The following is a 22,413-nucleotide window of genomic DNA, read 5'->3' on the forward strand; positions in this document are numbered from 1 at the left end:
TCTATTAATAGAGTAAGACCCCTCAGAGATGATGAGGTAGATAGGCTAGAAGTGGAAGTGCTGTGAGGCATGTAGCGGACTAGTACTAATCGGTCGAGGACTTAACCAAAGTCAAGAACGGAAGTTCAAGAAAAGATATGAGTGGTTTAATTTAGAAGAAGAATTTGATACTATTTAGTTTTGAGTGTAAAACTCAAAGAAGGTGTCGTATTGATAGCATAGAGGACACACCTGTTCCCATTCCGAACACAGAAGTTAAGCTCTATCACGCCGAAAGTAGTTGCCGGATCGCTGGCTGCGAGGATAGGAAGATGCGGTGCCATACATAGGGAGTACTCTGAGAGGAGTACTTTTGAAGGTAAGAAAGTAACAAAAGCAGAGAGAACGGAAGAATCGGGAGAGGTGTCCGAGTCAGGCCGAAGGAGCATGGTTGGAAACCATGTAAGCAAGGAATTGCTTCAAGGGTTCGAATCCCTTTCTCTCCATAGGGACGCTTAGCTCAGCTGGGAGAGCACCTGCCTTACAAGCAGGGGGTCACAGGTTCGATCCCTGTAGCGTCCATTGGTCGCATGGTCTAGCTGGTTAGGACGCCTGCCTGTCACGCAGGAGATCGCGGGTTCGAGCCCCGCTGTGACCGCTAATTACTGACAAACATGAACTATTAGTGTTATATATGAGGTGCAATTCCTCATCATGTTTTATCAGCTTTAGCTGAGAAATATTATTTATTGTAGGGATATAGTTAAACGGTAGAATAGCGGTCTCCAAAACCGTTGATGGGGGTTCGATTCCCTCTATCCCTGCCATGGCGGTAGTGGTGAAGTGGTTAACACACTGGTTTGTGGATCCAGCATGCGAGGGTTCGATCCCCTTCTACCGCCCTAATAAGGTGAAAACTTTATATTTGCCGTTGTGGCGGAATTGGCAGACGCGCTGGACTCAAAATCCAGTGGTGGCAACACCGTGTGGGTTCGACTCCCACCGACGGCATGATAAAAAATAGTATCTTACGAGATGCTATTTTTTTATGTAAATCGAGTTAATTTTACTCTGAAAATATCGTTAACGTTATTAGTATAATAGTACAATATGTTGCTAATAAATCAGCCCAATCACCAACTATGCCAAAAAAATGACACGTTAGGCCATTTTTATTGTTTTTTGTATGATTTCATTTTACAATTCTATTATTAACTATTAATGAGGTGTTCGAATGGAGAGTAAAAAGGGTAGTACATTTACAACTTTATTATGTTGTCTAATGGCTAATGGCATTTATTTAAACTTAGGGTCATTATTGACGCAAGAGAAAGTGGTGGCAGTAAAGGTAACGGATAAGTTGGTGAAAACGCTACATTTTGATACAATAGAGACATGATAATTGGAATTGGAAATGATACAGAATCAATTAGCCGTGTTGGACAAATTGATGAGCGTCAAATAAACTTTATAAATACGATTTTAACCGAATCGGAACGTGAGCAAGCTTCGAAACGTAAGGGAAAACATTACAATGAATTCGTTGCAGGCCGTTTTTCAAGCAAAGAAGCGTTTTCTAAAGCTACGGGATATGGCATCGGTGAAAAAGTACATTGGCATGACATTGAAGTTTTAAATGCTGATAATGGGCGTCCGATTATGCGTGTTAAAAATTTTGCATATATTACACATGTGGCAATTACTCATAGTGGTGATCAAGTTAATACGGTAGTCATTATTGAACGACTAACATTATGGGATCGTATGAGTTTGATATTGTTTCCGAAACGTGGGGTTTTGAAGTGATTGAAAATGATAATGTCGTTACTAGACCAACCTGGATTGAAATTGATTTAAAAGCAATTCAATACAATGCGCGACTCATTATGAAACATGCTGACGCAACACGAATGATTGCTGTGGTTAAGGCTGATGCCTATGGTCATGGTGCAGTTGCTGTGACGAAAGCGCTGTACGATATTGGTATCCGTGATTTTGCAGTGGCCACAATTTCAGAAGCACTGATATTACGACAAGAGGTGGATCATGATGATTTCAACATTCTGTTACTGGGTGTTCAAGATGTTTCACAAGTAAAGCTAATGGTAGAAAATCGTTTAATGCCTGCTGTTGGTACATTGGAATGGCTGTACCAAGCTGTTTCATTCTTGACAGATAGTCAAATATTAGATGTACATCTTGCCGTAGACACAGGAATGGGTCGTATGGGTGCTAATTCTCAGGCGGATGTAACTGAATTATATCACTTCATTCAAAAATCAAGTCAGTTACGTTTGAATGGTGTATTTACACACTTTGCTACTGCCGATGATGATAATGAAGCTTACTATAAGCAACAAGTCACGAAACTTTATCAATGGGTTAATGGTGCTGGTATTCCTAAAAAGTATTGGCATTTAGCTAATTCGGGTTCAGCGTTGTGGCATCATAATGAAATTGATACCGATACAATACGCGTAGGGTCAGTATTGTATGGGTTTAATCCTGGTTCACCTGCATTAGATATGTCTATTAAATTGAAAAATGTGTTATCGCTCAAATCACGTATGGGGGCCGTTCATCAATTACAAGCTGGTGAATCGGTGAGCTATGGCGCAACTTACACAGCTGAACATGCACAGTGGGTTGCTACCCTACCAATTGGGTATGCCGACGGCTATTTGAGACGTATGGGTGGCATGAAAGTACTAGTGTCAGGAGAAGAGGCACAGGTGGTTGGTCGTATTACGATGGATCAAATTGTTATCGCATTAGATAAACAATATCCTGTTGGCACCGAAGTCACGTTAATTGGTCGTGATGGTGATGAAAAAATTACCATTGAAGATTTTGCAACCTATGCTGGCACGATTCCCCATGAAATATTAACATCTTTTGGTGTAAGATTACCAAGGATATATCATTAAAGCGCTGAGGCGCGTACATAATAAGTGAGAAATTTATGAAAGAACTTAAAACAGTGATGCGAGGCGATGTTTTTTATGCAGATTTAAAACAGGGCATTGGTTCGGAGCAATCAGGTATTAGGCCGGTATTAATTATTCAAAATGATATTGGTAACGCAAACTCACCAACAACCATTGTAGCCGCAATTACATCACAAATATCAAAACCAAAATTACCAACACATGTCCTATTACCAGCTCATATGGGTGGTATCAAGCGAGACTCTGTCATCTTAGCAGAGCAGGTAAGAACAATTGATAAAAGGCGTTTACGTGACAAAATTGCCCATATAAATGTTAATTCACAGGAAATGCAGCAAGTAGCTCATGCCTTACGTATTAGTGTGGGATTGAAATAATTCTGTTAGACTATGTGACAATAATTAATTGTTGGGAAAAGTAATATGATTCAAAAAAGAATTTTATGGTTGGATTTAGCAAAGGGATTTACTGTTTTTTTGGTCGTCCTTGTTCACGTTATTGAAGGCATTTATAAAACGAATCAATTTCAGCAGTATAATTGGTTTTCAGAAATGATAATGGGACTATTATTTACGGTTGTTATGCCTATCTTTTTTGCTTTATCAGGGTATGTTTACAAGGCGTTGCCAACAAGCAAGTTGTTAATTAAAAGCTTGGTTCACAAACTTGTTAGTTTAGGTATACCGTATATTATTTTTTCAGTCATCTATGTTAGTTTGCAACATATGGGATCTGAAGTACATCAATTAAGCACATGGCAAGATCTAGGCAGAATTTATGCTGTACCAATTGGTTATTTATGGTACTTGTACGTGTTGTTTTTTATTTATGTTTTAGTTGGTATGATGAGTCTTTTGAAGGTGCCTGTTTTTTTACAGATAGGGATATATAGCATACTACTTTTATTAAATTTAGAGCATGTTATCACAATGCCTTATGCTTTTGACCGTCTGTTTATGTGGACTATCAGTTTTTATTTAGGGTATTTTTTTAAAGAAAATCCTACCATTTTGAACCGCAGAGGATTGTTTATTTTCAGTCTAACAATATTTGCTTTAGGATTGATATGGCAATTTCAACATGGTGATCCCTGGTATGATACAAACATGATGACACGAACAGATTTTATTGCTAAACTGGCTAGTGTGCCACTATTTTTATACTTATTCTCACATGTTAAGCTAGGCAAGGTCGGCAAATATTTTATTAAATATGGTCGTCACTCACTGATCATTTATTTGATTCATGCGCCAGTTGCGTCCATCGTGCGTGTTTTGTTAATTAAAATTGGTGTGCAACATTATTTTTTGTTAGTTATCCTGACATTCATATTTGCTTGGTTAATCAGTGTGAGCGCAGTATATATTGCACAAAAAGTCAAGTGGATTGATATCATCTTTAACCCTTATCAATATCTAGAGAAAATCAAATGATTTGGATAGGTAATAATGGCTAAAGTAAACATAAAATAAAAACCTCTTGACGGATCCAGTAAATTCTAGTAATATTAGCATTATCTTAGAGGATTAAGCAAATACATGTAAAGAGAGCTGATGGTGTTGAGAATCAGCGATGTTAATGCCCAAGGTTGCTAAGTGTTTATAATTGAAAGTAGTAAAAGTGGTTGTTAATACGAATAATATTAACAGCAATACAGGTGGTACCACGGTGAAAATCGTCCTAATTTAATTTTGAGGACGATTTTTTAGTACCATCATATTAAAGGAGAAAACATGCGCGATATTGATATGTCAACAAAATACAATCCCACAGCTGTTGAAACCGGTCGTTACGATCATTGGCAAGAAAAGAAATTGTTTGCCCCAGAATCCAATCAAGCAATTCAAGGTAATGAACCCGAACCGTATGCGATTGTTATTCCACCACCAAACGTGACGGGAAAGTTGCATTTAGGTCATGCTTGGGACACAACGTTACAAGATATGATTATCCGTCAGAAAAAAATGCAAGGTTTGGATGTGTTATGGTTACCAGGCATGGACCATGCTGGTATTGCAACACAAGCTAAGGTAGAACAGCGTTTGCGTTCTGAGGGTGTTTCACGATATGATCTGGGCCGTGAAAAATTTGTCGAACAAGTTTGGGACTGGAAGAACGAATATGCGGCGACGATCAAACAGCAGTGGGGTAAGATGGGCTTATCTTTAGATTTTGATCGTGAACGATTTACGTTAGATGATGGTTTGAATAAAGCTGTTAATAAAGTGTTTATTGACCTATATAATAAAGGCTTAATTTATCGTGGTGAGTATATTATTAACTGGGATCCACAAGCACGAACAGCCTTATCTGACATTGAAGTGATTTATCAAGACGATCCTGGTGCTTTTTATCATGTGCAGTATCCATTTACTGATGGCACGACATTTAATGGTAAAAATTATATTGAAATCGCAACAACGCGTCCTGAAACGATGTTTGGTGATGTTGCTGTTGCTGTGAATCCAAGTGACGAGCGCTACCAAGATTTAATTGGTAAAAAAGTCATTGTACCGCTTCTTAATCGAGAAGTACCAATTATTGCTGATGAATATGTTGAAAAAGATTTTGGAACAGGTATGGTTAAGATCACACCAGCTCATGATCCAAACGATTTTCAAGTTGGTAACCGTCACGATTTGGAACGTATTAATACGATGACAGAGGATGGCCATTTAAACGAAAATGCCGGTAAATATAATGGTATGGAACGTTTTGAGGCACGCCAGGCAATTGTTGCTGACCTTGAAAATGGTGGCTTCATGCTCAAAATAGAACCTATCGTGCATTCTGTTGGTCATTCGGAAAGAACTGGCGTGCCAGTTGAATCACGCTTATCCACACAATGGTTTGTTAAGATGGCGCCACTAGCTGAGCAAGCATTAGATATGCAAAAAAATGCTGATGAAAAAGTGACGTTTGTACCTGCAAGATTCGAGGATACATTCACACGTTGGATGGATAATATTCGAGATTGGGTTATTTCACGTCAATTATGGTGGGGTCACCAAATTCCAGCTTGGTATAAGAATAAGGGAACAGCGCAAGAAGAAATTTATGTAGGTGAAACAGTGCCTGAGGGAAATGGTTGGCAACGTGATCCAGATGTTTTGGATACTTGGTTTTCGTCAGCATTGTGGCCTTTTTCAACAATGGGTTGGCCTGAAAATCAGACAGATGATTTTGCACGATACTATCCGACCAATACACTTGTAACTGGCTACGATATTATCTTTTTCTGGGTAGCACGTATGATGTTCCAAGGCAAAGAGTTTACTGGACAACGACCATTTAAAAATGTTTTAATTCATGGTTTAATTCGTGATGGCGAGGGGCGTAAAATGTCTAAATCGCTCGGTAATGGCGTTGATCCTATGGATGTGATCGAAAAATATGGTGCTGATGCCTTACGATGGTTCTTAGCTACCGGATCAACACCAGGACAAGATGTTCGTTTTACGTATGATAAAATGGATGCGGCTTGGAATTTCATCAATAAAATTTGGAATGCTTCACGTTACGTTATTATGAATTTAGATGATGATACACCATCGACTTTGCCGGATGTGGATAAGTTATCATTGGGCGATAAATGGATTTTGTCACGCTTGAACAAAACAATTGCACATGTCACGCGTAATTTTGATAAATTTGAATTTGGTGAAGCAGGACGTGAGTTATATAACTTTATTTGGTCTGATTTTGCGGACTGGTATATCGAAATGACCAAGGAAACGTTAAATGGTCGTGGTGACAAGGCACCAGTTCAACAAACATTAGCGTATGTTTTAGATCAGACGTTACGTCTTTTACAACCAATTATGCCATTTGTTACTGAGGCTATTTGGCAAGAAATGCCTGATCAGGTTGGTCGGCAAGCTGATTTTTCAGTGACACGTTACCCAATTGTACAAGATGAGTTACTGGATGAGACGTCTGAGAAATCGTTTAAGTCGCTACAAGATTTAATTGTTGCAGTTCGTAATATTCGATCCGAAGCAAATGCGCCAATGTCAACGCAAATTGATTTGTTGGTGAAGACATCTGATGAAAAGCTGGTTGATATATTTAATACTAATGTTGATTACATTAATCGATTTGCTCATCCTAAGTCACTTCAAATATCGGCAGATATTCGCGTGCCTGATTTAGCAATGTCGCAAGTCATATCAGGAGCCGAAATATATGTACCACTGGCTGAATTAATTGATATTGACGAAGAAATAACACGTTTGTCAAGTGAAGTTAAGAAGTTTACTAACGAGGTAAACCGAGCAGAAAAGAAACTTGGTAATGAAAAATTTGTTAATTCAGCGCCGGAGTCGGTTGTTGCTGGAGAAAAATTGAAGCTTGCTGATTGGCAAACTAAGTTGGAGGCAACACAAGCACGTTTAAATGCGTTACAAGCAACGAAGTAAGTGATGGAAAGTCGGTTTTGGACCGACTTTTTCATTTATAGTGAAGGTACAATGACTGAATTTTATAAAGAAAATAAAAACCATCCTAATAATTATGAGTTAATACAAGTATCTGATCTTGATGTAGCAAGCGTTTGGGCGTTACAAGCGATGGCCCATTCAAAAGGTAAAGGACTCATAGCAAATGTTGATGATCCAATTAGTCTAGGGTTTTTAAAAGATCGCGGTTTTATACCTATTTACACCACTCATTTTGCTAAATTAAATGTACGAGATTATGCAGGTGAACCAGTTGTAACTGTAGGCGAATTAGAGGAAGACCTGAGACAAGAATTAGTTTTGCTATTACGTGATCATTATGAGCGTATTCATCGTGTAAATCCTGCTTCTAAAAAAATTAATTACCGAAATTTAATTTTCAAAACCAAAGATTTTGACTTCGAACATAGTGTTGTTCGGTTGTCGCATGAACATATTATCGCAGCAATTTTAATTTTCAAACGTACTGATGGTTTTCATCTCGGTTGGACATTCGGAGATGATGTGCCAACGTTATTAGGGCTTTGGCGTGATTTATTAGGCATTTTGCCGGTGGGGGACGTTTTGAAAGCTGAGTTTCAAGATAATGATGTGTTGGCGATGAGTGTCTATGATACTTTTTTGTGGCATCAGACGGAGCAGGTACAACAAACGCTATTATGGCAAAGTCATGCAAATGGGTTGCTTAAAAATTAAAATTCGATACAATAATATAAGTACAAAAAAACGTGTGCTGGACATACGCTTAGAGGGGAAAAAACATGCCCGGAAGTAAAATATTGGCGAGCGCGCATTATTTACCAACTGATATTGTGACTAATGATGATTTAAGCCAAATCATTGACACTAATGATACTTGGATTCAATCACATACAGGTATTAAGACACGGCATATATCACTACAAGGCGAAAATACAAGCGATTTAGCAACAAAAGCTGCTTTGTTAGCTTTGAAAGATACCAATTTAACAGCAAATGATATTGATGTCATTATTGTGACGACGTTTACACCTGATGGTCTAGCACCGTCAACTGCGGCACTTGTCCAACGTAACTTAAATGCTAAGAAGGCATGGGCATACGACATTATGACAGCTTGTGCGGGGTTTGTATTTGGATTAAGCACAGCTGATAAGTTTATTCGTTCTGGTGCGTATAAAAACATTTTGGTGATTGCCGCTGAGGTTAATTCCAAGATGATGGATTTTTCAGATCGAACAAGTACGGTTTTTTTTGGTGATGGTGCCGGCGCAGTTATTCTCACTGCTGATGATAATGATACGGGTGTCGTTGTTGGAGAAGAGTTGCATACGATTGGTAACCCAGATGTGGTACATTCTGGTAGAATTGCACCATTAAAAGAATTGTCAGCTACCAACTATCCAAAAACAGATGCGTTTTCTCAAATGGGGCACGATGTTTTTGATGAGGTCACGACACTAATTCCAAAGCATATCACAGACTTTTTGGCATCAAAGCAGTTAACACCACATGATGTTGACTACTTTATTCCACATCAGGCTAATTTACGTTTAATAGAATATATTGCCAATGCTTTGAACGAACCGTTGGAAAAATTCTCGACAAATATTGTTCGTAATGGGAACACCTCATCGGCTGGTATTGCTATAGGATTTGATGAACTTAACCATGCTGTTAACTTGCTAGGGAAAAAGGTATTATTAACAGGATTTGGTGCAGGATTTACTTATGGTAGTGTATTACTTGAATTCTAAAGAATTGTTTAAGGTGCTTAATAATATATAAGTCTTCAATAAAAGTTAAAAGTGGGTAAATAATATAGTTATTTACCCACTTTTAATTTGCGATATATCGTAGTAAAAGCTTGATGTATATAGGGTTACGCCTTTTTTTATGATGTCACACAAATGCAACATTGTCATAATATTGAAAAAGTGAAACAACCTATGTGTTATACAAGAAAGATATACTAGAAATTGTTCTTAAGATTTGTGTAACAACAGGTCTAAAAATTAATAAACATAATAAAAATTAAAATATTTGGAGTTATAACATGGGTGATACATTAAAGAAAACATTATTAGCAACAGCAGCCGGTGTTGCTACACTGGTGGGTGGACATGCAGTGGCCTCAGCTGATACAGTCGATGTTCAATCAGGTGACACGTTGAGTGGTATTGCTCAAGCAAACAACACAACAGCTGAAGAATTAGCAAAAGCAAATCATATCAGTGATAAAAACTTAATTATTGCTGGGCAAAAGTTGACAGTCTCTGCACCGACAGCCACATCGATTTCGGCAGACGGCACGACTTATACAGTGCAAGCAGGCGATACGCTATCTAAAGTTGCACAACAAACTGGTATTGATGTGACAACGCTGGTTAGTTTAAATAATTTATCAAGTGATAACTTTGTTTTGGCTGGTCAAGAATTGACATTGAAGCAAGCACAAACAGAAACCGTACCAACGGTTACGGCAACTGAACAGCAAGCAGCTACGCCCGCTGCCGCTAATGACAATCAAGTACTGACTGAAAAAGTAGCATATATTGCAGCCGCAGATACAGATAAAGATGGCTTTATGTCAGCAGCCGAATATAATACGTACAAGGCAAATGGTGGGGATACAACGCCGGCTCCTGAAGCTGCAGCAGCCCCACAAGTGCAAGCACCACAAACCCCACAGTCAACTACGACTGTTCCACAGAATGTTCAATATATTGCAGCCGCAGATACCAATAAAGATGGTTATATGACGGCCGCGGAATACACAGCCTATCAAGCTAATGGTGGTCAGCAGGCGCAAACAACAACAACGACACAAACACAAGTGACGCAAGTATCAACAGCCGTAACATCAGCACCTGCAGCTTCTTCAGATGCACAGGCGTTGGTTAATTCTTTGAACGCAAAACGTGCCTCATTAGGTTTGTCACCAGTATCATTGGATGCTAGTTTGTCAGCCCGTGCGCAAGCCCGTGCACAAAACGCAGCTGCTAATGGTGGTATTCCAACAAATCATTTTTCAACAAATGGTGAAGTTGTTGCCGTTGGTTTTTCAACAGGTTCTGTTATTGATGCTTGGTTCAATGAAACAAACATGATGACCCCGAACGGACAACCAGGACACCGTATGTGGGTAGCAAATTCACGTGCATCTGCTGTCGGATTTGGTATTGTTGGTGGTGTTATTGTGGGCGTTTCAGATGCCGGGCAATTTTAAATTACGAAGTTTATGATAGATAATTGGTTAGACATTGCATTAGCGCAGTTGGGGAAAAAGTATCGCTCCTCAGGTGCGTTTGTTGCATTTGTAATGAATGCATCGCAAAAACAACCCGTAAACCAGACTGGTGATTGGTCGTCAGAAATAATTGACTTAACTCATGAGGTTTACCAAATTAGTCCAGTCCCAGAGTCTAGTCCGGGAGACTTATTATTTTGGGGTATTGCACAACAACCGTATAGTGTTGGTATTTATGTTGGCGGTGCACATTATATTGCGGTAAATGAAAAAGATGCAACGGTTCAAGTACAAACTTTAACCCACAATTGGTATCCAACATTTTCAGGTAGTACAAGTTAATTTTGTAATGTAAATGTAACACACGGCATAAAAAACATTGTTTTGTAACGATAATGTATTTTTGAAAGCAAAGTGACAAAAATATAAAACACGGACGTTATGCTATTTTGATACAATTATCACTGTTGAGGCAAACTCAAATAACATTAACTTACATTTGACCAATTGAATTTTAAGGAGCTACTACTATTATGAAATCATCTACTATTATCAAATCTGCTGTTGCGACGGGTGCATTGGCCGTGGCTGGTGTTACGACAGTTTCTGCCAACACTGTTACTGTTAAATCAGGTGACACGCTATATAGAATTGCGGCTGAAAATGGCACGAGTGTTGCCGAATTAGCTAAAGCAAACGGTATTGCTGATGCTAACTTAATTTTCATTGGTCAACAGTTAAATACACAGACTTCAAGTGCCACACCAAAACAAGAATCTTCAACATCAAATGCTGCGCCAGCAAATAATGGCACATATGCTGTTAAGTCTGGTGACACATTGTACCACATCGCCGCATCAAATGGTGTGTCATTGGCTACCTTAGTTGCTGCTAATAACATTCAAAATATTAATTATATCTCAGTTGGACAAGTGCTGAATTTGTCAGGTCATACTGCTGCTAATACAACACAAGCACCAGCGGCTTCTGCACAAACGCAAACGTCATCAGCTGCAACAACAACACCAGCAGCTCCTGCACAAGCACAAACATCATCAGCTGTAACAACAACACCAGTAGCTCCTGAACAAGCACAAACATCATCAGCTGCAACAACAGCACCAGTAGTTCCTGTACAACAGACACCTGCACCCGCTGCCGCTAATGACAATCAAGTACTGACTGAAAAAGTAGCATATATTGCAGCCGCAGATACAGATAAAGATGGCTTTATGTCAGCAGCCGAATATAATACGTACAAGGCAAATGGTGGGGATACAACACCGGCTCCAAAAGTAGCCCCACAAGTGCAACCAGCACAAGCTGCGCAACCAACATCAACACCTGCAGCAGCTCCTGCACAAGTGACACCTACAGCTAATACAGCAGCTGCGACACCAGCGAGCGTCGCTCCAGTAGCTAACTCAACAGCACAGACTTTGTTGAACTCGCTTAACGCTAAGCGTGCAGCATTAGGTTTGTCACAAGTGACTTTGGATGCGGGCTTGACAGCCCGTGCACAAGCTCGTGCAGCTAATGCTGTTGCTAATGGTGGCTTGCCAACAAATCACTTTGCAACTAATGGTGAAGTTGTTGCTATTGGTTGGGGATTAGGTCAAGTTATTGATGCATGGTACAACGAAACAAATATGGTAACTAATGGTACACCGGGCCACCGTATGTGGGTTGCCAATGCAAATGCAACTTCTGTTGGTTTTGGTATCGTAGGTGGTACAATTGTTGCCGAGTCAAATGTTGGACAATACTAATAATTTTTTTAAAACGTCCACGAGGCGTTTTTTTATTTTGTATAATAGTATTAGAGGATAATATTTTATGACGTTACAGTTTATCGAATTATCAACTGAATCATACGCTGATTTTGAATCAAAACATGTACTTGGCACGTACACGCAATCAATTGCGCAGTATCAACTATTGTTGAAACGCGGACATAAGGCATTCTTAGTGGGGGTGACTGATAACAATGGCGTTGTGGCTGCAGCGTTAGTCACTACTGAAATAACAAGGTTAGGTCCTGCTTTTTTGTTTGATCGCGGACCGCTTTTAGATTTTCATAATAAAAGGTTGTTGAATTTTTTTGTCAATGAATCGCGTAAATTTGCGAAACAGCATGGCGCTTTGTACATGAAATGGGAACCGAATGTCACTTATGTTAAGACAGATAATAAGGGAAATTTACTTGAGGTACCAAATGATAATTTCCTGAGTCTAATGGTGCAACAGAATTTTGAACATGAGCCCTTTGAGTTTGGTATGTCAACAACAGGGTCACCAAGTTGGGAGTACGTGAAAAACTTATCTGGGTTGGTGGATAGTCAATCAATCGATAAAACATACAGTAAAAACGTCCAATATTACTTGAAAAAAAATAAGCAATTTGGTATTCAATTACGGCAGTTGTCACGAAAAGACTTACCGAGTTTCAAAAAACTAACACAGAAAACAGCTGAACGATTAAATTATCATGACAAGAGTCTCGATTTCTATGAAACAGTTTATGATACATATGGTGATCAGGCAACGTTTGTTTTTGCTGAACTTAATTTTGAAAAGTATATTACGTCTGAAAATCAAAAAATTATTGCTTTGGATCAAAAGTTGGCTAAGTTACAAGAAAAAATCGATAAATACCCTAAGTTAGAAAAATTCAAACGACAATATTTCGAATTTGATGATCAAAAAAAACATCATGTTAAGCGTAGTAACGTAGCGACAACACAAATGGCTGATGCTGGTATAAATGTTGTGACGGTAGCTGGTGCTTTGTTTATTGAACAACCACAAGAGGTAACTTATTTATATTCAGGTACTTATGAAGAATATATGGCATATTACGGGCCTTACCAAATTCAAGACATGATGATTAAAAAAGCGGCAAATGATGGCATTAAGCAGTATAATTTTTATGGTATTTCGGGACGTTTTGACGGTTCAGATGGTGTATTAGGATTTAAAACTGCTTTTGAAGGTGAGGCACGTCAATTGGTTGGACAATTTATACTGCCAGTCAAGCCACTGAAATATAAAATATATCGTTTGTTAAAAAAAATAACTGGTAGAAACTAGTCGTTAATACGTCACAACCCGTTTAAATTTTAATGGTATAATATTTAATATTGAACGGGGGTAATCATGGATAACCAAGGTACGAGTCGCACAGCGCGGCGCACACAAAACGATATGGGCCGGAAGCAACCACGGGACCCAAGACCACCACGCAAGCGTCGCAAGATTTGGCGGTGGCTCTTTATGATTATCATCATACTGATTATTATTCTTGGTGTTGTTTTTGCCAAGGCACTCAGTAATGTACACAAATCAGTTGATAATATGCAACGAAGCGCTAATATAACAAAAGCACGTGATGTCAAACAGGTTATAAAAGAGGGAAAACCGTTTTCTGTGTTGGTTTTAGGTACTGATACTGGGGCACTGCGAAGGGATCGTACAGGGCTAACGGATTCGATGATGTTAATTACGATTAATCCGAAGTCAAAGACGACAACAATGATGTCAATCCCACGTGATATTATGATGGCCATTTCTGGTGCTGAAAATACATTTCCGCAAAAACTTAACGCCGCTTTCCCAATTGCAGGAGTTGGCGCAGCAATGTTAACTTTACAGAATTATCTCAATGTGCCAATTGATTTTTATGTTTTGGCTAATATGGGCGGACTAGAAAAACTAATTGATCAAGTTGGTGGTGTGAAAGTTGCATCGCCATTGACTTTTACTTATACGCCAGAGGCTGATACAACGCCAGAAACGTATAAATTTGTTAAAGGGCAAGAGCAGTTTGAATATGCTAAGGATGGCAAAAATTTTAAAACATTTACAACAATGAATGGTAATGCTGCGTTGTCATTTTCACGCATGCGCTATGATGATCCACAGGGTGATTATGGTCGTCAGTTACGTCAACGTTTAGTTCTAAAAGCTTTGTTAAAAAAATCTGCTAGCATTTCGACGTTATTCAATTCTAAGTTTATGGCATCTATTTCAAAAAATGTTGAAACAGATATGAATTATAATGAGATGATGAATGTTGGTAAAAAGTATATGTCTGCTACAAAACATCAAGAATCCGATTACTTACATGGGGTTGGGGATATGTATGATGGTGTGAGTTATCAGATGGTGCCAGAATCTGAAAAACAACGTGTGACCAATAAATTACGTGAATCACTTACCTTAACAAGTAAGAAGACAGGGACACAATTTGGAAGTGCTGTACCGACATTGTCATATGGTGTAGCGGAAACAAATCTAAATACAATTAATGAAACTTTAGATCCACAATAGAGATGAGTTTGTTGCAGATAAAAAGCCAGTCACTTTCATGTGACTGGCTTTTTACATTTTCTAGATACAAAATTGACAGGAGGAAAACATATTAAGTTTACACTGAAAGTATTGAAAGAGGAATGGGGTATAGCACGTATGCAGTTGACAGGTAATCAAGTTCATCAAAATCAAGTTGATATTAATGAACAAAGGCAAAATGCATCTTTTCGAACCACTGATGGCGAAAAAAGAGTTGTTTTGATTTTACTAGGCGTGGGCATTTTATCGTTGTTAATTGCAACGTTTTTTGACAGAAATGTGACGCAAGCTGTGATGAATCAAAATTCTATTTTTGGCAATATTTTTCAAAACTACGCCGACCAAGGTGCACAAGTTGTGGCTTTTGTGTCTGCTGAGGTGATTGCTTGGTATATTTGGCGCCGTATAAATGACCAAGGTCTGAGGTACATAATGACTGGCGCGGCATTATTGCTAGCTTTTAATCAGTTATTGTCGTTACTACAAGATGCGCTAAGTTATACATTTTCAATGTTAAATAATTTATCAAAGGGTATACCGATGGGTGTAGCAAATAATACGGCTGCAGTTCAAAATTACCCAGAAATATTACGTTGGCTTTTAGCATTTGTAGCTATGATTATATTGTCTGCTATATTTGCTAATTGGTTTAGTAAAATATCTGATGCAGATGTTAATTATTTAATTGTCGTTGCCGTTGTTGGGATTGCAACAGTATTTGTTGCTCAGTTGATGATTGGTGACATGAAAGCGTTATGGGGACGTTTTAGGCCATATGAAATGACTACCGTATCGGGACAAACCATGAGTGAATTTACGCCTTGGTATCATATGAATGGTATTAATGGTCATAATTCTTTTCCTTCGGGTCATACGATGTCAGGTTGGCTGTTCTTATATTTGGCACTCTTCGTTCCACGACGTCATGTTACTACGCAAAAGAAGATGGTTATATTTGGTCTAGCGATGGGTATTTTGACAGCTATGAGCCGTGTTAGAATTGGTGCACATTGGTTGAGTGATGTGACAGTATCAAGTATTTTAGTTGGCTTGTTAATCTTTGCTGCTAGTCGTTTGATTGGTGCTCACTTTGTTGAAAACGCTGAACAGCAATCTTAGAATTAGTGTGCGTGCATTAATGCTTTTCGGTGAAAAGGCAATGCAAGTAAGGTTTGCACCTTAAATAAGAATGAATATAATATTTTTGGAGACAAAGCGCAATAGGCTGTTATGGTAAAAACGCTCAAAATCAGTTTTCTGATTTTGAGCGTTTCGTGTTTTGTGTAAACGGGATACCGTCACGCCATAAATAGCCGTGATAGTAGCTTTCCATGGCAATAATTTGAGATAGCGAAGTCAATGGCAGTATGCACCTTAACCATAGCATATCTGTTTTGAAAAAGGGAATAGCCATCATCAAAGCAGTGATCAAATAAATCACAATACGTCCTTTGAATGATAATTTACGTTCAAAAACAGCCTCATCAACATATATTATATAGTAACGATTATGATGAAGCCAATTTTCCAAACGTGGAGAAGATTTTGACCATAAAATAGTTGTTAGTACGTAAAAAACCGTAGTTGGTAATCCAGGAATCCAAATTGCAATGGTACCGATCGTAAAACTAATTAGACCAAGTAAGATGTAAATTATTTTCATAATGATATTGTAACATGTTTTAATACCCGTATGACGGCTTTTTTGATATACTAGTAAGTAATAAATAACATCTAGGATGCCAAAATGAGCTATTTAGCAATTGTCGATCTCGGTAGTAATTCAGCTCGCATGGTGGTTGAAGAATTACATGATGATGGCACGTACACGGAAATAGTCCGTGAAAAACAAGATACACGTATCGCGCAAAACATGGGTCCAGAACTGACTTTAAAAGAAGAACCCATTGCTCGTACGATTGAAACTCTGAAATATTTCCAAACGAAATATGTTGATTTCAATCCTACATTACGCGCCATTACAACAGCAGCTGTACGAATGGCACGTAATCAGGAGGCATTTTTAGCTCGCGTTGAAGCGGAAACGGGCATTGTATTTCAAGTGTTGTCTGGTAAAGAAGAGGCCTATTATGATTATCTTGGTGTTGTCTCAACGTTGACTATTACCGATGCAGTTATTTTAGACACTGGTGGGGCATCAGTTGAGCTGATTGCAATGCGTGATGGTAAAAACACTGCTGATGTTAGTCTGCCTTTTGGGGCAGTATCATTATCAGAACGTTTCAAATTAGCAAATAATGTTAACCCACTAGATATTGAAAATGCCTGTCAAAACATTTTTAAACAGTATCAGACGTTATCGTGGTTATCTGAACAACGTGGGTTACCGGTAGTATTATTGGGCGGCGCGAATCGTTCTTTAGCTCGTATGGGACGAACAGCTTTAGGCAAAGTGGCTGTCAATAACTTTCATGGGTTTAACATGACAATTGATAGAGTTAGTACGATTTTTGACAAAATCAGTCACATGACACGAGCACAGAGGGAAAATGTTGCCGGTCTTGAAATTGCACGTGCGGACATTATTATTAGTGGCTTATTACCCTTACTAACGCTTATGCGTATCATTGATGCACCAGAAGTGATTTTTTCAGAAAGCGGCGTACGTGAAGGCTTGATTGCCGAAACGATAAAAAATAATGACTAAAAAATACTATGAATTGACGCCGGATGAACGTTTGGCGTTTTTAAATTTAAATGAGTCGATTCGTAATGAGTTGCATGAAAATCAAAGTGCTAATAATGCACAAATTATTGAAAATTATATTAGTGATTTTCGTGTACCTATGGGCGTTTTAAAAGATATTATTGTCAATGGACGTCATGTATCAGTGCCAATGGCGACTGAAGAACCAAGTGTGATAGCTGCAGCAAATAATGGTGCACGACTACTAAATGGTGGTGATGGTATCAGTGTACGATTACCTGAACGAACAGCCATGATTGGTCAAATATTATTTACGGGGTGCCCATTTCATGAAATTGAGCATTATGTCGCGGCGCATCAAGAAGCGTTTTTTAAAACAGCACGCCAAGCTAAGCCTTCAATTTATAAGAGAGGCGGTGGATTACTATCAATTAAAGCACGTCAAGTTTCGAATGATGAGGTCAGTGTTGACTTTGAGGTAGATACAAAAGACGCTATGGGTGCAAATATTGTTAATACCATTTTAGAAGCTGAAGCGCCCCTGTTTAGTCATTTCGAGTCACATATATTGGGTGCTATTTTGACGAATTACGCCACATCACAATGTGTAACTGTCACTGGATATGTACCGGTAGAATTATTAGGTGGGTTACAGGTTGCTGAAAAAATTGTGGCATTGAACCAATTTTCAAAGCACGATTCATATCGGGCAACAACTGAAAATAAGGGCCTGTTTAATGGCATCAGTTCAGTTGTATTAGCAACTGGCAATGACTGGCGTGCTGTTGAAGCAAGTGGGCATGCATTTGCTAGTCAGTATGGCACATATCAGTCATTGACAACATGGCGCATCCAAGACAATAAACTATTTGGTCAGTTGTCGCTGCCTATTTCAGTGGGCACTGTTGGTGGTGTTATTTCTGCCATGCCACAGGCAAGAAATGCACTTCGCATAATCGATATTGCCTCAGCCGATGAGTTACGCGGTGTTATTTTAGCAGTTGGGCTGGCACAAAATTTGGCTGCGCTAAAAGCCATTGCATCTGGCGGGATTCAACGTGGTCACATGCGTATGCAATATCGTGCATTAGCATTACAAGTTGGCGCCTTGCCAGAAGAATTAGAATTACTTGTATCACAATTAAACAAATTGGAACACGTTGATGCAACCATTGCATCAAGATTATTAATGGAGATGAGAAAATGAATCCTAAAATTAAAACGTTACTACACGATGTCAATGCCGTTTATCCAGGGACAGTTATCACACGTGTGGCTGGTGAAGCGACAGGTGAATTACATGTTGATCGTATTGCTCAAGAAGTCTTAGGGGATAGGTTGCTGATTGAATTAGCTGAGGGGACGGAGCCAGACTTTTTATTTGGTGATGAGTTGTTAAAAATGTTGCTGACGTTGAACGGGATTGCACCGCAAATTTTCTTTGCTCTGACATTCAATGATGAAACACTCGATCAACAATTGATTCAAATTGCCACACGGATGCATCGGACAGTTGTGCACGCTATCACGTATCGCGAACTTCATAAACAAGGTATCTTGACAGCGAACACGGTGACTGCCTATTTAGCCGGTGTGAAATCAGAATTAACAATTGAACAAGGTGATTTAGATGATGAAAGTTTGTGGCGATTGCTTGTCTTGTTGGATGCGTTAATTTTTGCAAATGCAAGTGGTGCTGATTTTTCTGAGTTATCATCTGATTATCCATTGGCTTACACTGCGGCAAAAAAATTAGTATCTCCCATATTAGAAGCAGATCTTAAACAATCACGTCATATTCGTCGGCAAATCGTGTTGCTATTTGCGGGTGTTGATGATACTTTGACAGCTTGGGGGAAACCAACAGTGAATGCCAAAGAATATGTCACGTTAACAAGTGTATTATCGCAACGCCAATTAGATTTACCAGTAAGTCAGGCTTTTACAATTTTTCACTCTGAGATGACAGATTTTCAAACAAAGAAAACAGCTTACGTTGGTTTATCAAAAGTAGATTCGCAAAATAGCTTTGTAATTAGTAAGCCTGAGAATCAAGATTCTGCTAGCTTTTTTAAAGCACTTTACAAATTAAAAGTAGGAGACTTATTTAAACAGTTAGCGTTGCCTTATATTAATAGAGTGTAAATGGGGGAATCATGTTAATCACGCAAGAAATTCAAGAAAGCTTTGACCGTGCACAACGGATTGTTTTTATGACAGGGGCGGGCGTGTCAACACCGTCAGGCATCCCTGATTATCGTTCAAAAAATGGTATATATCATGGTGTGAATTTGCAGCCAGAATATTTATTATCTACTACTGCTTTTCGCGATGAACCTGAGAAACAATATCAGTTTATGATGGATAACATGTATTTTCCAAAGGCACAGCCTAATATCATTCACGAGAAGATGGCAGCATTAACGCGTCAAAATCGTGCTAAAATTATTACACAAAATGTTGATGATCTACATGTTAAAGCCAACACAAAATTGGATGATTTAGTGCGTTTTCATGGCTCATTGTATGATATTTATGCGCCGATTGATGGTAAAAAAGCACATGTGGCGGATTATTTAAAAGCGATGACACGTTTAGATGGCGCATTACTTAGACCACGCATAACATTTTACGGAGAGATACCCTTTGATGTTGAAAAATCAGCTTTATGGGTACAATCATCCGATTTGATTGTGATTGTCGGCACGAGCTTTCAGGTTTATCCTTTTGCAGGATTATTAAATTATGCTAATCCAGATACAAAAATTATTTCAATAAACCTTGAAAAAATTGAAACGTTGTTTAATATTAATCAAATTATTGGTAATGCGACAGATTTTTTTAAAGCATTAAGCATCTAAACAGCTTCGGCTGTTTTTTTAGTTATTGATATATAGAATGATTCTAACTTATGAAAGGCGTATGGCTAATGAGAAATGTGTATGCTATCATTAAATTATATTGAGAATTATCATCTAGCTGTGTCAGCCAAGAAGCAGCCAGATGATAGTTCATCAATTAAAAAAATAAAAATGTCACGACGCACTTATTTCAACTGTAGATTTTAAACGCGCCATTTTTGCGTGCATGAAAGTTTTTGGCTGGAAGCATTCTAATTTAAAAGTTTACACTCGAGTTAATGTCGATAACATTAGGAGAGTACAAACAATGATAAAAGTCCGAAATATGACGGTTGCCTATAGTGGGCAACCAATATTCACGAACCTATCAATCGCGTTTGAACCTGGGAAAATCACAGGGATTATTGGACCAAACGGTGCCGGTAAGTCAACAATGATTAAAGGTATTTTGGGATTGATACACAAGCAAAGTGGCGATGTGACTTTGCATGATAAACCGGTTGCTAAGCAACTAAAAAATGTTGCATATGTTGAACAACGTGCAGCGCTTGATTTAACATTTCCGATTAATGTTTTTGATACTGTTTTAACTGGAACCTATCCTAATCTTGGATTATTTAAGATTCCAAGTGAAAACGATAAAAGTGCTGCACGTCAAGCGCTAGCTGATGTTAATTTGTCGGAATTTTCACAACGCCAAATTGGTGAACTCTCGGGTGGACAATTGCAACGCGTTTTCGTTGCACGGGCAATTGTACAAGAAGCAGATGTGATTATTCTAGATGAACCCTTTGTAGGAATTGATATGAAATCCGAAGCAGAAATCATGTCAATTTTGAAACGTTGGCAAATGGCTGGAAAGACAATTATTGTTGTGCATCATGACCTTAATAAAGTGACCAAGTATTTTGATAATTTAGTTATTATCAATCGTGGTATTGTTGCTGCAGGACAGACGACAGAGGTCTTTACCAAAGAAAATATTACAACGGCCTTTAGTGGGGATTTGTCAACAATATTATTCTCAGATAAGGAGCCTGAACATGCGTAGTATAGGATTATTTATTGATGGTTTGATGCAATATAACTTTTTACAAACCGCGTTAATTACCTCAATTTTAGTGGGTATTATGTCGGGTATTATTGGCTCATTCATTATTTTAAGAGGTATGTCTCTGATGGGGGATGCCATCTCTCATGCCGTCCTCCCTGGTGTCGCTGTAGCATATATGTTAGGGATTAATATTTTACTTGGTGCTTCAGTATTTGGTATCTTAGCTGCATTGTTAATTGGCCTAGTGACATTAAAATCAAAATTGAAGAATGATACGGCAATAGGTATTGTATTTTCTGCATTCTTTGCATTAGGTTTTATTTTAATTTCATTAGCAGAATCAGCTACCAATTTACACCATATTTTGTTTGGAAATGTATTAGCAGTGTCGGATAACGATCTAATCACAACAGCCATTGTTTTAGCAATTGTCTTGATTTTTGTTGTGGTATTTTATAAAGAATTATTGATCACGTCATTTGATAATACTTTTGCGAAAGCATATGGATTAAAGACACAACTGATGCACTATGCCTTGATGTTGGTGTTGACGTTGGTAACTGTGACTGCATTGCAAACTGTTGGTATCATTTTGATTGTGGCGATGCTTATTACACCTGCTGCAACAGCTTATTTACTAACTAACCGTCTATCACATATGATGATTGTGGCGGCAATTTTTTCAGTCATTTCATCCGTAATTGGTTTATACATGAGTTACACATTCAATTGGGCTTCAGGCCCAGCGATTGTTTTGACAGCAGCAGTGTTCTTTAGTTTGGCATTTTTGTTCTCACCAAAACAAGGTATTATTTTTAAGAAAAAAATAAATTAATTCGAGTTTCAAAGTTAAAAGAAGACGGAGAA

21 protein-coding genes, 6 tRNA genes and 2 rRNA genes (1 of these 29 only partly in view) are annotated in these 22,413 nt (G+C 38.4%); 28 read left to right on the top strand and 1 reads right to left on the bottom strand.

Annotated features, from left to right (window positions below):
* The 22 genes from LKI_RS05060 to LKI_RS05160 form a co-directional block, all read left to right on the top strand.
* Positions 1–109, top strand: a 23S ribosomal RNA gene (locus LKI_RS05060); it begins 2,807 nt to the left of the window's first position.
* A gap of 94 nt (positions 110–203) precedes the next feature.
* Positions 204–320: ribosomal RNA gene (gene rrf / locus LKI_RS05065) — 5S ribosomal RNA — on the top strand.
* A 76-nt stretch (positions 321–396) separates the two neighbouring features.
* Positions 397–485 (top strand) — tRNA-Ser (locus tag LKI_RS05070).
* A 3-nt stretch (positions 486–488) separates the two neighbouring features.
* Positions 489–561: transfer RNA gene (locus LKI_RS05075), tRNA-Val, on the top strand.
* A gap of 2 nt (positions 562–563) precedes the next feature.
* Positions 564–637 (top strand) — tRNA-Asp (locus tag LKI_RS05080).
* Between the two features lie 95 nt (positions 638–732).
* Positions 733–806: transfer RNA gene (locus tag LKI_RS05085), tRNA-Trp, on the top strand.
* Positions 807–808: 2 nt separating this feature from the next.
* Positions 809–881 (top strand) — tRNA-His (locus LKI_RS05090).
* A 25-nt stretch (positions 882–906) separates the two neighbouring features.
* A tRNA-Leu gene (locus LKI_RS05095) sits at positions 907–990 on the top strand.
* A 223-nt stretch (positions 991–1,213) separates the two neighbouring features.
* Positions 1,214–1,378, top strand: a complete 165-nt coding sequence (locus tag LKI_RS10995; protein WP_013975306.1) for a hypothetical protein — start codon at positions 1,214–1,216, stop codon at positions 1,376–1,378.
* A complete protein-coding gene (acpS, locus tag LKI_RS05100) occupies positions 1,375–1,785 on the top strand; it encodes a holo-ACP synthase (RefSeq protein ID WP_013103098.1) in 411 nt (136 codons plus the stop codon). Before LKI_RS10995 ends, acpS begins: the two co-directional genes overlap by 4 nt.
* A complete protein-coding gene (gene alr / locus LKI_RS05105; protein ID WP_187286365.1) occupies positions 1,734–2,906 on the top strand; it encodes an alanine racemase in 1,173 nt (390 codons plus the stop codon). The genes acpS and alr overlap by 52 nt, the downstream gene beginning before the upstream one ends.
* Before the next feature lie 35 nt (positions 2,907–2,941).
* Entirely contained in the window at positions 2,942–3,304 is a 363-nt protein-coding gene (locus tag LKI_RS05110; RefSeq protein WP_013103100.1) for a type II toxin-antitoxin system PemK/MazF family toxin, read from the top strand.
* A 45-nt stretch (positions 3,305–3,349) separates the two neighbouring features.
* Entirely contained in the window at positions 3,350–4,360 is a 1,011-nt protein-coding gene (locus tag LKI_RS05115; RefSeq protein WP_013103101.1) for an acyltransferase family protein, read from the top strand.
* 300 nt (positions 4,361–4,660) lie between these two features.
* Positions 4,661–7,345 carry a valine--tRNA ligase gene (locus LKI_RS05120; protein ID WP_013103102.1) on the top strand — a complete coding sequence of 895 codons (2,685 nt, stop codon included), beginning with the start codon at positions 4,661–4,663 and terminating at the stop codon, positions 7,343–7,345.
* Positions 7,346–7,396: 51 nt separating this feature from the next.
* The gene (locus LKI_RS05125) at positions 7,397–8,080 is read left to right on the top strand and encodes a hypothetical protein (protein WP_242651991.1); all 684 of its coding nucleotides are present in this window, start codon (positions 7,397–7,399) and stop codon (positions 8,078–8,080) included.
* 65 nt (positions 8,081–8,145) lie between these two features.
* On the top strand, positions 8,146–9,120 hold the full coding sequence (locus LKI_RS05130) for a beta-ketoacyl-ACP synthase III (RefSeq protein WP_013103104.1): 975 nt from the start codon (positions 8,146–8,148) through the stop codon (positions 9,118–9,120).
* A 299-nt stretch (positions 9,121–9,419) separates the two neighbouring features.
* Positions 9,420–10,592, top strand: a complete 1,173-nt coding sequence (locus tag LKI_RS05135; protein WP_013103105.1) for a LysM peptidoglycan-binding domain-containing protein — start codon at positions 9,420–9,422, stop codon at positions 10,590–10,592.
* A 12-nt stretch (positions 10,593–10,604) separates the two neighbouring features.
* Entirely contained in the window at positions 10,605–10,955 is a 351-nt protein-coding gene (locus LKI_RS05140; protein ID WP_013103106.1) for an NlpC/P60 family protein, read from the top strand.
* A 191-nt stretch (positions 10,956–11,146) separates the two neighbouring features.
* Complete coding sequence (locus tag LKI_RS05145; protein ID WP_013103107.1) at positions 11,147–12,382, top strand: LysM peptidoglycan-binding domain-containing protein; 1,236 nt, start codon at positions 11,147–11,149, stop codon at positions 12,380–12,382.
* A 67-nt stretch (positions 12,383–12,449) separates the two neighbouring features.
* Positions 12,450–13,703 (top strand): peptidoglycan bridge formation glycyltransferase FemA/FemB family protein, encoded by a 1,254-nt coding sequence (locus tag LKI_RS05150; RefSeq protein WP_013103108.1) that lies wholly within the window; start codon positions 12,450–12,452, stop codon positions 13,701–13,703.
* Positions 13,704–13,769: 66 nt separating this feature from the next.
* On the top strand, positions 13,770–14,942 hold the full coding sequence (locus LKI_RS05155; RefSeq protein ID WP_013103109.1) for an LCP family glycopolymer transferase: 1,173 nt from the start codon (positions 13,770–13,772) through the stop codon (positions 14,940–14,942).
* A gap of 138 nt (positions 14,943–15,080) precedes the next feature.
* Positions 15,081–16,082 carry a phosphatase PAP2 family protein gene (locus LKI_RS05160; protein WP_013103110.1) on the top strand — a complete coding sequence of 334 codons (1,002 nt, stop codon included), beginning with the start codon at positions 15,081–15,083 and terminating at the stop codon, positions 16,080–16,082.
* 130 nt (positions 16,083–16,212) lie between these two features.
* On the opposite strand, the gene LKI_RS05165 is transcribed toward LKI_RS05160, so the two are convergent.
* A complete protein-coding gene (locus LKI_RS05165; protein ID WP_013103111.1) occupies positions 16,213–16,626 on the bottom strand; it encodes a YbaN family protein in 414 nt (137 codons plus the stop codon).
* 84 nt (positions 16,627–16,710) lie between these two features.
* On the opposite strand from LKI_RS05165, the gene LKI_RS05170 reads away from it, so the two are divergent.
* The 6 genes from LKI_RS05170 (at position 16,711) to LKI_RS05195 (ending at position 22,381) form a co-directional block, all read left to right on the top strand.
* Positions 16,711–17,631: a Ppx/GppA phosphatase family protein gene (locus tag LKI_RS05170; RefSeq protein WP_013103112.1), complete on the top strand. Its 921-nt coding sequence runs from the start codon at positions 16,711–16,713 to the stop codon at positions 17,629–17,631.
* Positions 17,624–18,838: a hydroxymethylglutaryl-CoA reductase, degradative gene (locus LKI_RS05175; protein ID WP_013103113.1), complete on the top strand. Its 1,215-nt coding sequence runs from the start codon at positions 17,624–17,626 to the stop codon at positions 18,836–18,838. The genes LKI_RS05170 and LKI_RS05175 overlap by 8 nt, the downstream gene beginning before the upstream one ends.
* Positions 18,835–19,776 (top strand): hypothetical protein, encoded by a 942-nt coding sequence (locus tag LKI_RS05180; protein ID WP_013103114.1) that lies wholly within the window; start codon positions 18,835–18,837, stop codon positions 19,774–19,776. The genes LKI_RS05175 and LKI_RS05180 overlap by 4 nt, the downstream gene beginning before the upstream one ends.
* A gap of 11 nt (positions 19,777–19,787) precedes the next feature.
* Positions 19,788–20,492, top strand: coding sequence for an NAD-dependent protein deacylase (locus LKI_RS05185; protein ID WP_013103115.1), 705 nt, complete (start codon positions 19,788–19,790; stop codon positions 20,490–20,492).
* 307 nt (positions 20,493–20,799) lie between these two features.
* Positions 20,800–21,543, top strand: a complete 744-nt coding sequence (locus tag LKI_RS05190; protein ID WP_013103116.1) for a metal ABC transporter ATP-binding protein — start codon at positions 20,800–20,802, stop codon at positions 21,541–21,543.
* Positions 21,536–22,381, top strand: a complete 846-nt coding sequence (locus LKI_RS05195) for a metal ABC transporter permease (protein ID WP_013103117.1) — start codon at positions 21,536–21,538, stop codon at positions 22,379–22,381. The genes LKI_RS05190 and LKI_RS05195 overlap by 8 nt, the downstream gene beginning before the upstream one ends.
* The last annotated feature ends 32 nt before the right edge of the window (positions 22,382–22,413 follow it).

Source organism: Leuconostoc kimchii IMSNU 11154, assembly GCF_000092505.1.
In the GTDB taxonomy this organism is placed as follows: Bacteria; Bacillota; Bacilli; order Lactobacillales; family Lactobacillaceae; genus Leuconostoc; species Leuconostoc kimchii.

Excerpts from the sequence above, each read along its gene's own strand:
- LKI_RS10995 (WP_013975306.1), top strand. The coding sequence starts at position 1,214 with ATGGAGAGTAAAAAGGGTAGTACATTTACAACTTTATTATGTTGTCTA.
- acpS (WP_013103098.1), top strand. The coding sequence starts at position 1,375 with ATGATAATTGGAATTGGAAATGATACAGAATCAATTAGCCGTGTTGGA.
- alr (WP_187286365.1), top strand. The coding sequence starts at position 1,734 with ATGGGATCGTATGAGTTTGATATTGTTTCCGAAACGTGGGGTTTTGAA.
- LKI_RS05110 (WP_013103100.1), top strand. The coding sequence starts at position 2,942 with ATGAAAGAACTTAAAACAGTGATGCGAGGCGATGTTTTTTATGCAGAT.
- LKI_RS05115 (WP_013103101.1), top strand. The coding sequence starts at position 3,350 with ATGATTCAAAAAAGAATTTTATGGTTGGATTTAGCAAAGGGATTTACT.
- LKI_RS05120 (WP_013103102.1), top strand. The coding sequence starts at position 4,661 with ATGCGCGATATTGATATGTCAACAAAATACAATCCCACAGCTGTTGAA.
- LKI_RS05125 (WP_242651991.1), top strand. The coding sequence starts at position 7,397 with ATGACTGAATTTTATAAAGAAAATAAAAACCATCCTAATAATTATGAG.
- LKI_RS05130 (WP_013103104.1), top strand. The coding sequence starts at position 8,146 with ATGCCCGGAAGTAAAATATTGGCGAGCGCGCATTATTTACCAACTGAT.
- LKI_RS05135 (WP_013103105.1), top strand. The coding sequence starts at position 9,420 with ATGGGTGATACATTAAAGAAAACATTATTAGCAACAGCAGCCGGTGTT.
- LKI_RS05140 (WP_013103106.1), top strand. The coding sequence starts at position 10,605 with ATGATAGATAATTGGTTAGACATTGCATTAGCGCAGTTGGGGAAAAAG.
- LKI_RS05145 (WP_013103107.1), top strand. The coding sequence starts at position 11,147 with ATGAAATCATCTACTATTATCAAATCTGCTGTTGCGACGGGTGCATTG.
- LKI_RS05150 (WP_013103108.1), top strand. The coding sequence starts at position 12,450 with ATGACGTTACAGTTTATCGAATTATCAACTGAATCATACGCTGATTTT.
- LKI_RS05155 (WP_013103109.1), top strand. The coding sequence starts at position 13,770 with ATGGATAACCAAGGTACGAGTCGCACAGCGCGGCGCACACAAAACGAT.
- LKI_RS05160 (WP_013103110.1), top strand. The coding sequence starts at position 15,081 with ATGCAGTTGACAGGTAATCAAGTTCATCAAAATCAAGTTGATATTAAT.
- LKI_RS05165 (WP_013103111.1), bottom strand. The coding sequence starts at position 16,626 with ATGAAAATAATTTACATCTTACTTGGTCTAATTAGTTTTACGATCGGT.
- LKI_RS05170 (WP_013103112.1), top strand. The coding sequence starts at position 16,711 with ATGAGCTATTTAGCAATTGTCGATCTCGGTAGTAATTCAGCTCGCATG.
- LKI_RS05175 (WP_013103113.1), top strand. The coding sequence starts at position 17,624 with ATGACTAAAAAATACTATGAATTGACGCCGGATGAACGTTTGGCGTTT.
- LKI_RS05180 (WP_013103114.1), top strand. The coding sequence starts at position 18,835 with ATGAATCCTAAAATTAAAACGTTACTACACGATGTCAATGCCGTTTAT.
- LKI_RS05185 (WP_013103115.1), top strand. The coding sequence starts at position 19,788 with ATGTTAATCACGCAAGAAATTCAAGAAAGCTTTGACCGTGCACAACGG.
- LKI_RS05190 (WP_013103116.1), top strand. The coding sequence starts at position 20,800 with ATGATAAAAGTCCGAAATATGACGGTTGCCTATAGTGGGCAACCAATA.
- LKI_RS05195 (WP_013103117.1), top strand. The coding sequence starts at position 21,536 with ATGCGTAGTATAGGATTATTTATTGATGGTTTGATGCAATATAACTTT.